At 66.9% G+C, this 10,315-nt stretch carries 11 protein-coding genes; all 11 read right to left on the bottom strand.

Annotated features, from left to right (window positions below):
* Window positions 1-1,962, bottom strand: a 1,962-nt coding sequence (locus tag ABB33_RS05155; protein ID WP_152984974.1) for a hypothetical protein, incomplete at its 3' end; no start/stop codon positions are given.
* A complete protein-coding gene (locus ABB33_RS05150; RefSeq protein WP_056931406.1) occupies window positions 1,959-3,098 on the bottom strand; it encodes a hypothetical protein in 1,140 nt (379 codons plus the stop codon). The genes ABB33_RS05150 and ABB33_RS05155, both read right to left, overlap by 4 nt.
* On the bottom strand, window positions 3,091-3,786 hold the full coding sequence (locus ABB33_RS05145; protein WP_056931405.1) for a hypothetical protein: 696 nt from the start codon (window positions 3,784-3,786) through the stop codon (window positions 3,091-3,093). The genes ABB33_RS05150 and ABB33_RS05145 overlap by 8 nt, the downstream gene beginning before the upstream one ends.
* A complete protein-coding gene (locus tag ABB33_RS05140; protein ID WP_056931404.1) occupies window positions 3,786-4,406 on the bottom strand; it encodes a hypothetical protein in 621 nt (206 codons plus the stop codon). Before ABB33_RS05140 ends, ABB33_RS05145 begins: the two co-directional genes overlap by 1 nt.
* A complete protein-coding gene (locus ABB33_RS05135; protein WP_152984973.1) occupies window positions 4,406-4,915 on the bottom strand; it encodes a hypothetical protein in 510 nt (169 codons plus the stop codon). Before ABB33_RS05135 ends, ABB33_RS05140 begins: the two co-directional genes overlap by 1 nt.
* Window positions 4,916-4,954: 39 nt before the next feature.
* Window positions 4,955-5,452 (bottom strand): hypothetical protein, encoded by a 498-nt coding sequence (locus ABB33_RS05130; protein ID WP_056931402.1) that lies wholly within the window; start codon window positions 5,450-5,452, stop codon window positions 4,955-4,957.
* A gap of 2 nt (window positions 5,453-5,454) precedes the next feature.
* Entirely contained in the window at window positions 5,455-7,779 is a 2,325-nt protein-coding gene (locus ABB33_RS05125; RefSeq protein WP_056931401.1) for a hypothetical protein, read from the bottom strand.
* Complete coding sequence (locus ABB33_RS05120) at window positions 7,779-8,561, bottom strand: hypothetical protein (RefSeq protein WP_056931400.1); 783 nt, start codon at window positions 8,559-8,561, stop codon at window positions 7,779-7,781. Before ABB33_RS05120 ends, ABB33_RS05125 begins: the two co-directional genes overlap by 1 nt.
* Before the next feature lie 3 nt (window positions 8,562-8,564).
* A complete protein-coding gene (locus ABB33_RS05115) occupies window positions 8,565-9,290 on the bottom strand; it encodes a phage adaptor protein (RefSeq protein WP_056931399.1) in 726 nt (241 codons plus the stop codon).
* A gap of 83 nt (window positions 9,291-9,373) precedes the next feature.
* A complete protein-coding gene (locus ABB33_RS05110) occupies window positions 9,374-9,958 on the bottom strand; it encodes a hypothetical protein (protein WP_056931398.1) in 585 nt (194 codons plus the stop codon).
* Window positions 9,958-10,266 carry a hypothetical protein gene (locus ABB33_RS05105; protein WP_056931397.1) on the bottom strand — a complete coding sequence of 103 codons (309 nt, stop codon included), beginning with the start codon at window positions 10,264-10,266 and terminating at the stop codon, window positions 9,958-9,960. Before ABB33_RS05105 ends, ABB33_RS05110 begins: the two co-directional genes overlap by 1 nt.
* Window positions 10,267-10,315 lie beyond the last annotated feature (49 nt).

The following is a 10,315-nucleotide window of genomic DNA, read 5'->3' as shown; positions in this document are numbered from 1 at the left end:
GTTCAATCGCTTCGGGCCGGTACCTGAAGTGCTGCGGAGAATGGCGTCGCTTTGCTTGATGCGCTCGGCGACCTGCGCAATCTTGGTGATGTTCTGACTCATCTCCGGCCCGAAGCGATTGAACAGCGCGTGCTGGGCTTCTGGGCTGAGCTTGTTCCAGTTGGTCAGGAAGCTTGCGGCCGAGAAGACCTCGCCGGCCGTGTCCTGACCATTGGGATTGGCCAGGCCCATGCGCTTGATCACCGCGGCAGTAACGTCCCGCTGTGCGTCCTTGGGGAGTGATCCCATGACCTGGCGCAGGACCGTCGCGCCCTCGCGGGTACCGGCGATCGCTGCCTGAAAGACCTTCTCTGGGCCGCCGTTCTTGTCCACCACGCGCTGCAGCAATTCCAGGCGGTCCCGTGAGTCCGCGTAGAACTTGTTGGCGCGACGAACAGCACGCTCTGCGCTCGGCCCGGCCTGCTTGGCCAGCTCCTGCATGTCGTCAGTGAGGGCTCGATAGACCTTCCGAAGCTGGGCGGTCGGCTTGTCCGGGGTCAGGGTGAACGAGAAAGCCTGGTCCCCCAGCTGGGTGCGGATGTCCTTGACGGCCTGGTAGGGAATGCCGCTGCCGCCCGACGCCTGGGCCGCGGAGATGTCGGCAGCGATGTTGTCGGCCAGCGCCTTCAGCTCGGGGCTGATCATCGCGCCAGTGGTATTCGCCGCGCCGGGGGTCGGCGTAGTCAGCTCCTTCAGAACCTCCTGCGTCCGGGTCAGGGCGACGGGAGCGTCCGACGGTACGTGTTGGTCGACGCGGTCGTAGAGCTGGGCACGGAGGCTGCGCACGCGGTCCGTGTAGGCGTCCACGCCCCACTCAATGGCCTTGCCGGCTCCTTCTGCAGTCGGGTCGGCTGACATCCGACGCGCGAAGCCTTCCAGCCCGGAGCTGATCTCGTCACCCTGCCTGCTGGCAAAGCGCGCCATGACGCCACCCGAGGTCGGGCCGCCAGCCAGCAGCGTCTCGACACCCTGTCGCATCCAACTGCCCGTGCCTTGTCCGATCGACGGCGTCGAACCGAGCTGTTCGAAGTCATCGATCACGTTGGCCAGGTTCTGCCGGTTCTGTTCCCCACCTCGGAAGGCTCCGCGCAGGGTCATAGGCAAGCCAGCAGTAACTGCACTGGGCGCCAGCCCACCAGCGACCCCGGCGAATGCCTGTGCAAGCTCACCGCCGCCCGCCTCACGGGTGGCACCGGATGCGCCGGCGCCGGCGGCGGAGCTCACGGTCTGCAGCACCGGCTGCGCAGTAAGGAAGTCGGCAGCCCGTTGTGCTGCGGTGGGCGCGTTGGAACCTACGCGGCTCACCGCACTGCCTGCTGCGGCCTGGGCCGGATTGGTGGCAGCCGCGCGACCGGCAAGCATCGATGCGCCGCTCCGGCCAGCGTTCAACAGCCCGCCGAGGCCCATGGTCAGGCCCGTTCCGGTCAACGCCTCGCCGATGTCGCCGGCAACGCGCTCGCCCGAGCTCTGCGGCTTCGGCAGGCCCAGCTTGTCGGCCAGCCATGCGCCGGTGTCCCGGTAGCTCGCCGTCGGCACGAAGCTGTCCTTCCCGGTCAGCAGGTCCTCTAGCTTGGGCTTGTGGCCGAGGCGGCGCAGCGGATCGGTGATGGCGTAGTTGAAGGCGTCGCCGCCCAGTGCCCCGATCAGGGAGCCGGCGCCCTGCAGGACCGAGCGCCCCCCCATCGCAACGTCGCGCAGGAATCCCGGCTTCCAGCCATCCCCCATCACCTGGTCGGCCGTGCTGTCGACGCGTGCGGTCACGTCCGAGAAGTCTGGACGCTGAGCCTGGACGGCTGGGAGGTCGACAATGCGCGGCGCATCGTTCGGGACCAACTCGAACCCCGGAGGCAGCGGCGGCAGGCCACCGGGCGCCGGCGCAGGCGGATCGAGGACGAAGCCTGGCGGAAGCGGAGGCGTGGTCATTGTGCGGGCACCCACTGGCCGTTGCGGAGTTCGAGGACCTGCCCCGTCTTGGGGTTGGTCGCTCGTTGGGGGGCACTGCCAGCCGGCGGTACCGCTCCCGAGAACACGTCGCCAACTGATACCTGCCCGTAGTTGCCGCGGATCATGCCGGCCTTGCGCTGCTGCAGGTCCACCGCACGGCGGTTGATCTCAGCCAGGCGCTGGAGTGCGCGCGCCGCGGTGGCCGCGTCGTTCGCGCTCATGAGCTCGTTCGCTGCACGCTGGGCGTCGCCCTCGGTCTGCACACCCTTGTTGAGTCGGAGCGACTCGTTGACGATCTTGGTCTTGTCGGCATCCCACTCAGTGAGGGCCACGTCGTTCGGCGTGGAGAAGCCCAGCGACGTCCTCACCTTGCCCAGCATCGCGCCGGCCGGAGAAATGCTCAGGCTCCCGTCCTGGATGCGCCCGGTGTGCTTCTGGATGATGTCGTTCATCACCTCGGTAGAGCCCAGCGCGTCCTCCACGTTCAGCAGCTCCTTCAGGGCGCCCACCGGCAGCGGCTTCGAGCCTGCCGCCGACGTGCCACCCGGGTTCCACTGCCCGCGTCGTTGCAGGTCGAACTGCTGCTGAGCAATACCAAGGCGCCCCAGAGAAGATTGGGCACTGGCACGAGAGGCTGCGGCAGCGGCATCATCCTTGCGGATTCCCGCCAGGCCCTGCGCAGTAGTCTCTACGCCGCCACCACCGGTCAGGTACTGATTGTTGATCAGGTTCTGTCCCTGCACGGTCGCCAGTTGAACGGGTTTCCCCTCGAGCGCCGCAAGCAGTGCATTGCGAGTGTCCCAATCGGTTGCTTCCGCAGCCTGCGAGCGCAGCCCCTGTTGCTGAACTTCGCTCTGGTAGCCGGACAGCTTCGTTGGGTCGACACCAGCCTCAAACAGCCGGGCAAGATCACGCGGGCCGCCAAGCGACTGGATGGCATCACCGAGTCCACGCCGAGCCATCATCTCGCTTCGCTTTTTGGAAGCGTCGAGAACGAGGTTCTCCATCCGCGCGGTATCCATCATCGAGCGGCTGTAGGCGCTGTCGCCCCGGCCGAATGCATCGGCCAAGCTCATGCCGCCTTGGATGAGGCGGCTCAGATCGAGATCAGCCATTCATCAGCCCCCACTTCGCCTGCAACTGGCGATTCAATGCGTTGTTGGCGGCGCCGAAGTCAGCACCCGCCTTGGCCTGCGTCTGGATCTGCGCCAGGCTCGACTGGCCCATCCCGGACTGCGCCGCGAAGCCCGCGCCGGCACCCATCAGGCTGGAGGCCATATCGACCCAGGGATTGCGCTGGACGCCGCGCAGGCGCAACTGGGCCAGGTAGTCGTCTGCACGGCTCCGGCGGCCGATCTGGTCCAGCTCCATGGCCACGCGCGCGTCCGCGACACCCTCGCGCTGCCGCTGCTGTGCCGGCGCATCGATGCGGGCCATCAGGTCGGCAGTCCGCGCGCCGTAGTCGCCGATGCCCAGCGCCGCGTTGTTGGCGTCGACCTGGTACGCACGGCTCACCTGCCCCACCTGGCCCAGCCCGCGCTGTGCGTTGGCCTGGGCGGCACGTACCTGGTCCAGATACTGGCTGCCGATGGCGGTGCGCTCGCTCTCTGCGCCTTGTGCTGCGCGCTCGCGCATGGCCTCGGCGATCGCCTGATCGGCTTCCTGCTGGCGGACGCCCTGCTGCCGGATCTGGCCGGCCAGGATGTTGTCCTGCTTCTTCTGCGTCTGCCGGGTGTTGTAGTAGTTCGCGCCCGCACTGAGCGCACTCAATGCCAGCGGGATCCAGATGCCCTCAGCGCCCATCAGCGGCCTCCCGCGCCGTAGCCAAAGCCCGGCGTGTAATACAACGAATAGAAGTCCCGGTTCGCCCGGCGCGTTTCAGCCTGGTCACGGCTGGCCTTGGCGATGGTCCCGGCGCCCGAGAACAGCTCGCCCAGCGCGTCGGCATTGAGCTGCGACCGCGCGCCGGCCAGGTTGTTGCGCAGCGACAGCGCGGCGTTGTTGGCGCCGGTGGTCATGTCCGCGCCGGTCTGCGCCAGCTGGATCATGTTCATCCGGCTGGTCTCGTCGGCGTTCCGCAGCTCATTGGCCGCGCTCTGCGCCAGGCGATCGGCGGTGAGGATGCCCTGCTGGTAGTCCTGGCCCAGCTGCCGGTTCGCGTCGACGGACGCCGAGCCGCCGGTCAGCCCGTTTCGCGCCATGGCGAAGCGCAGGCTGCGGTCCGCCGCGTCGTGCTGTCGGTCCAGGTTCTGCCGGTAAAAGCTGCGGCTGGCCGACAGGAAGTCGTTGATGTCGGCCTCCCGCTGCGGGCTGCCGTAGATCTGGTTGATCTGCTGCATCGATCGGTTGATGTTGGCCTGCCGCAGCCCTTCCTGCTGGGCCGCCTGCTGTGCTGCCTTGTTGGAACCGCCACCGGCGCCCATTACTCACCCCTCAGCTTCGAGAAATGGGCGATGTCCTCGCCCCGCACGCCGAAGTGGCGCCAGACGCCCTCCGGCCGGAATCCCAGCGACCGCTCGAACCACTCGATGGCCTTCTCCCGCGTGGTGATGGCGCTGGTCTGCAGGCGATGCGCGCCTGCCTCGTACAGCCGATCCATGAGCCAGCGTGTGGCCTTGGTCATGGCGCGCCACTGCTGGGTCCAGCCGTCCTCGGTGCCGACCATCCAGGCCTGCCACACGCCGGCACCCGCCGGCTGGAAGCCACCCGCAGCGGCGGGCAGGTTGTCGCTCTGCAGGACGGTGAAGGCGAAGCCCTGCGACTTCTGCGCGGTGTCGATGAAGAAGGCCGCGGCCACGTCCGGCGAGAACTCAGCCAAGCCGGTGACGGCAAGGAACTGCGCCTGCTCGTCCGCGCGCATCCGCTCCGAGAGGAACACCAGATGCGCCGGACGGCAGGGGACGATGTTCGAGGGAAGGCGAGCGGGCAGCATGGACGTATGCTGCTGCCCGCCGGAGGGGGTTCAACGGAGTCAGGACATGCCGCGCAGGTCCTGGAGGTACAGGCCCAGCGCGTTCCACTGCCAGGGCTCGCTGCCGTCGTAGGTCAGCTTCACTGACAGAGACGGGGCGGCCAACGGCATCGGGATCACCATTCCGGGCACGGTATCCGCTGGCACCGTGTACCCAGGCGTGAACAGGCCGCCGTTGCTCTGGTCGATGCCGAAGGACACCGACACGGCACCCTCGCCGATGATGTCGAAGCCATACAGCATCTTGGTCACGCCGGGCTGGCCAAACTCGAGCCACGGCCACTGGATGATCCCTTCGAACTCTTCGACCTGGCCAGGGGCCACCTCGTCCCCGACCTCGGTGTCGTCCACGAAGTGGATGAAGTCGCCGGAGCGAAGGTAGAGGCTGTCCCCCGCGATGGCCCAGTCATCCACCACGAACGGCAGCTCGTAGCGGGACCATGCACCCACCTGCCCCATGCGGGTCATCGAATAGACAAAGATCTGCGTACCGTCCATTGCTACTCCGCGGTGAGGATGCTGCTCGCGCGAACGAGCCCAGTGGAGGCATCACGGATCTCCAGCAGAGCCCGCGCGCCCGAGGAAAGCGTGCCGTTCCGGGTCTCGGACAGGCTCTGCCACGTGTCGGGGGTGATGTTCGAACTGTCCAGGCTGCCCTCCAGCATGGACACACGCAGCTCATAGAGCGCGCCGATGCCGAAGACGAGGACCGAGGGAGTGGCCGTTGACCACCACTCGAACATGGGCTCGGCGCCGCTGATAGCCAGCCCCCCGGTGTTCTCGACGGAAAACTCCCGCGGCGCTGCCACGTTGGCATCGAGCAATCGCGCGAAGGCTTGAGCATCCGCATAGAAGGGCCCCTTGCCGTCCAGCGTGAACTCGAGCAGCCCCGCCCAGGTGGTGCTGGTGAAGTAGGACGTGTTGATGTCCCACCGGGTCTCGCCACCGGTGGAGCTTCGCGTGGCGAGAATCGGAGTCGCGTAGTTCCTGTCCAGCTCCATGGTGACGCTCTGGGGAATCACGTCGCCGCGCTCGCCGCCGTCCCAGCCCGGCCGCATCCCCCGATTCTCGCGGGCAGCAAGGACGCGCAGCACGGATGCGGACGCGAGCAGCTGGCTCGGGTTTCCGTCGTGGTCCACGAAATTGCTATTGCCCGTGGTGACGATGCTTGCCCCGATGGGATCGGAGAACTTGCTGGTGGCCACCGCATTGAGCCGGGCGGGCCTGATGACCCAGTTCACGACAATCGTCTCACCAGAACCCTCGCGCTCGATCACAATTCCCGTTCCCGAGCCGGAGGTGACCGGCACCTCCAGGTTGCAGACGAACCGACCCTCGTCGTTCTGGTTGTAGTAGCTCCGCAGGTCATCAGTGCGGCCGGTCAAGCTGATCAGCACCGAGTCCGTTGGCGAGGTCAGCCAATCTGGGGCGTTGATGATGTTCCCGAAGAAGAGGGAGACGTTGTCGCTGTAGAAGACCAACGTCGGAACCTGCGGGACAGGTGCCGCCTGGGAGAATGCCAGCCAGTACTGGCCCATCGCCGGGTAGTAGAGGCCCAGCGGCTGGTCGGCGTCGGCTGCGGCTTCCTGGACCAAGGGATCCACGGGCATGCCCACATCACCTGCCTGGAAGTTGGTGCTGCTCGCCGCAATCCCGACGGTGCGCACGCCCTGGGAGGCCAGGAAGAACAGGTCGTTGGACACCGGCGCAATGGCGTGGTGCTGGGTGCTGCCCATCGGCAACGCGTCCAGCAGCGCCATGTTGGCCGGGTCCTCGTCCACCTGCCAGAGCTGGAATGCCTCGGCGTTGAACACGATCATGTTGCCGCGGTACAGCCCCATGGCCGTGACCGGGTTCGCCCCGTAGTTCTGCAGCCCGGTGGGCAGGTAGCCGGCGTCGTTGTCCGTCGACCAGTCCAGAGGGTTGACGGTCGCCGAGTAGCGCACGATGTCGTCGTCCCCGCAGAACACCTTGGACGCGGCGATGGCCACGATCTTGGTGTTCGGGCAGTTCGGATCCTCCACGCGACGCGAGACAGCCCGTAGGGTGACGGTGCCGTCCTTCACCATCCCGCCTTCTTCCTCCGGCCACTCCGGCTCCGTGTCGCCGCTGATGTACAGGGGCTCGGCGGTCCACACCACGCGGGTGGCGGCGATCGCTTCCCAGGTGACCTCGTTGTCGACCACCTGCTGGCCGAGCACCGGCGGCCACGCCGGCTCGCTGGCGTCGGAGAAGCCCGACTCCGGCTGCACCGCCTTGTAGGCCAGATCGGCGGGAAGCCCAGCAAAGGTCCCCTCCACCCACAGGTTGCCGCCCCAGATGGCGTGGTTGTGGTCCGCGACGGACCAAAGCTCGATGCCAGCCCTGCAGTAGGCCGCGCCTTCAGGGCAGATCGCCTCGCAGGTTGAGCGATGGACTGCGCCACCGGCACCGCTGTCCACCTGGTTGCCCTTGTCGATCCGCAGCAGCACGTCAGATGCGCTGAACCAGTGGATCTCAACCCAGCCCCGGGTGGCGCCTGCAACCGATGCCCCCTGATCGATCAGACATGCCGCCGTGATCTTCTTGCCGACCGGGACCACCAGCTTCGTCTGGTTCAGCGCGCCGCCGCCGGCCTGGTTGCCCGGCAACTCGACGTAGGTGCGCCAGCCCCCTTTCGATACATGCTCGGAGTAGAAGGCCGAGCCAGTGAAATCCCAATTGTTCGCCCCATCGGTGAACTCGCCGTTCTCCACGGACGTTGCCGTGGGCGACGGCGCAGTGATCGGAACGACGATGTCGCCGGGCTGGTACAGGGTGCCGGATTGCCAGACGGGATACGCCATTACTGCGCCTCGCTGCTGTTCGAAGTCGACCGGGAGCCACTGCCGTAGCGCTCCTTCACGGATGAAGGCACAGGGGTGGTCGGAGTTCCCGTCTCTTGGTCGACGGTGTAGGGGTTCCGGTTGCTCACGTCCTCTATGACCGTCTCGCCAGGATTGGTGGGCCACGTCGGCTCGACCGTCCCAGAGCGCGGGCTATCGCCCACCGTCTCGGTGACCGCGTACCGGTAGCCGTTGTCCACGACGGGCACGACGACATCGCCCAAGGCACGGCCCACGTTGGGCGCCCAGGGCGTGTACCCCGCGCGGTCCGACTCAACGCGGTACGCCATCCCATTGCCCTCCGTGGGGCGAACGAGCGTTCCGGGGAGGTAGATGTGGTTCGGCTGCCAGACCTCCCCCTTCTCCAGCCAGTAGTGGCGGATGAGGCCATCGGCAAACTCGGCCACGACGTACAGGTAGCCGAGGAAAGGCAGTGCGAAGTGGATGTCATTGATGGGCGTCGCCGGTGCCGTGGGGTGCCGGATCACCTCCACCTCTACGCGCGAGGTGCCCGAGTCGACAACCAGATGCGAGAACACGACGAACTTGCCCTGGAACCAGACAAGGCCCTTCGTCCCGGGCGGGAGCACCACTTCGATGCGCGTGCCAGGCCGGCACTTGATGGTCCGCGCCGCGGTGACGTACCCGTTCACCAGGTCGTACAGGGAATCCGGCGAGGCTCCGCCCTTGTCGCGCAGGCGGGTAATGCCAGCCTTTACCGCAGAGAGATTCTGTTGGCGCATGGGTCAGGACTCCGGCCAGTCGCCAGCGGAGGCAGGTCGCACTGCCGGCGGAGGCACGCACGCTCCGGGCACGTAGCGCCGCGTCTGATGGGACTCCGCGACGCGGCTGCGAACATAGGCCGTTGCCTGGGCCGCGTAGTTGCCGGCGTCGGGCTGGCTGTAGTGTGCCTTCGCGTTGGCCAAGGCCTGCAGAAACACAGCCTCGGGGTCCACCGTCAGCACATCGGTGCCAAGGGCGAGCTCAGCCGGCCCGAATGCCCCCTTGATGCGCAGCTTCCATGCAGCATCGGCCGGTGCCGGCCACAGCTCGATGCACTGGCGAATCTCGTAGTGGGTCGGCAGGCCATGAATGTCCGCCGTGTAGAGCGTCGGATCGATCCCGCACACCAGAGGGCGCCAGCTGCTGTCATCTTGGGAGATCCCGACCCAGTGGACCTTGCCCGGGTCCAGCACCTTGTCGCAGGTATCGCTGTTCCCATCCAGGTCATAGAACCGCTGGCCGGCGACCAAGCCCCAAGTGAAGAACCGCTCCTGGCGCATTACGGTGTAACGCCGATACAGTAGCTCGTGGGCACTGCGGACGAAGTCGTCCAGCAGATCAGCCATCCCCGGCGGCAGCACGCCCATGGCCACCTGAGTGGCGAAGCCCAGGCGCCGGGCGATGCGCAGCCGCATTTCCTCCAGCGTCACCGTGGGCTGGCCGTCGTCGCACTCGCAGTTGTAGGTCATAGCTGCCATCGCCTCTCCATCACGAAAATGGCCGGCCGGAGTCGCCCCCGACCGGCCGCCGTCACCGCCGCCAGCGGGTCGGGTTACTGCTTGCGGGACTCGCTCTCGTCATCGATCGCGGCCAGCACATCTTCGCGACCCTGCCCTTCGGTTTCCGCCGCCTCGATGGCAACCAGGTCCGCATCGCTCAGGTCCTTCAGCTTCTCGGTGATGGAGGCCACATCGCCGGCCAGCAGTTCGGTGAAGTCGGTGGCCACCGCCGCGTCCTTGCCAGCCTTCGCCGCGGCCTTGGCGGCATCCTTCTCCGCCTTCTTCTCGGCAGCGGTCTTGGCCGGCGCAGAGGTCGTTGCCTTCGCCGCGGCCTTGGCAGTCGACGGCTGGCGGCTGTCGATGAACTTCTCGAGGTCACGCTGGCGGTTGAAGTAGCGAGCGCGCGCAGTGTCGGAGTCGGAATTGCCGCCGTACTTCTTCACCAGGCCAGCGAAGGCAATGCCCGCGTCGAAGTCCTCGACCTCGATGTCCTTGGTTTCCAGCTCGGTCACCAGTTCCTCGCCGTAGATCTCTTCGAGGATGGACTGCTCGTACTCCGGAACCGTGGTCGGCAGCTTGGTGCTGGCGTCACGGTCGATCAGCAGCGTGACCAGCGTCAGGGTGATGGTCTTGGCCATTACTGCACGCCCTCCAGGGTGATGGGGCCCGTGGCAGTGGCGCCCAGCTTGACGAACTTCGGCAGGTCGGCGATCTCGACCACCGGGCCCTGCGTCGCGGTCGCGCTCAGCAGCGTGACCCAGCCCGCGTCGCCGCTGGCCGGAGTGGCACCGCTGGCCAGGCCGGGATGACCCTGCAGCAGCACGCCGCTGGTGACCGAGGCGTTGCCGCCAAGATGGGCCAGCCCTTCGCGCCCCTCCCCGCCCAGCAGCGGGGTCTTCTTCAGGGCCACGATGTTCGTGCCCTGTACGGTGATGGTGTTCGGCATTTCTTTCTCCTGGCCGGCGAGGAATGCCCCGCCGGCACGTTGGGGGTAA

Source organism: Stenotrophomonas acidaminiphila (genome assembly GCF_001431595.1).
In the GTDB taxonomy this organism is placed as follows: domain Bacteria; phylum Pseudomonadota; class Gammaproteobacteria; order Xanthomonadales; family Xanthomonadaceae; genus Stenotrophomonas; species Stenotrophomonas acidaminiphila.
The sequence above is the reverse complement of the archived record's forward strand: the minus strand, read 5'-3'. Positions and strand labels throughout refer to the sequence as shown.

Bases quoted from the DNA above. Each gene is read 5' to 3' on its own strand.
- ABB33_RS05150 (WP_056931406.1), bottom strand. From the start codon at position 3,098: ATGGCTGATCTCGATCTGAGCCGCCTCATCCAAGGCGGCATGAGCTTG.
- ABB33_RS05145 (WP_056931405.1), bottom strand. From the start codon at position 3,786: ATGGGCGCTGAGGGCATCTGGATCCCGCTGGCATTGAGTGCGCTCAGT.
- ABB33_RS05140 (WP_056931404.1), bottom strand. From the start codon at position 4,406: ATGGGCGCCGGTGGCGGTTCCAACAAGGCAGCACAGCAGGCGGCCCAG.
- ABB33_RS05135 (WP_152984973.1), bottom strand. From the start codon at position 4,915: ATGCTGCCCGCTCGCCTTCCCTCGAACATCGTCCCCTGCCGTCCGGCG.
- ABB33_RS05130 (WP_056931402.1), bottom strand. From the start codon at position 5,452: ATGGACGGTACGCAGATCTTTGTCTATTCGATGACCCGCATGGGGCAG.
- ABB33_RS05125 (WP_056931401.1), bottom strand. From the start codon at position 7,779: ATGGCGTATCCCGTCTGGCAATCCGGCACCCTGTACCAGCCCGGCGAC.
- ABB33_RS05120 (WP_056931400.1), bottom strand. From the start codon at position 8,561: ATGCGCCAACAGAATCTCTCTGCGGTAAAGGCTGGCATTACCCGCCTG.
- ABB33_RS05115 (WP_056931399.1), bottom strand. From the start codon at position 9,290: ATGACCTACAACTGCGAGTGCGACGACGGCCAGCCCACGGTGACGCTG.
- ABB33_RS05110 (WP_056931398.1), bottom strand. From the start codon at position 9,958: ATGGCCAAGACCATCACCCTGACGCTGGTCACGCTGCTGATCGACCGT.
- ABB33_RS05105 (WP_056931397.1), bottom strand. From the start codon at position 10,266: ATGCCGAACACCATCACCGTACAGGGCACGAACATCGTGGCCCTGAAG.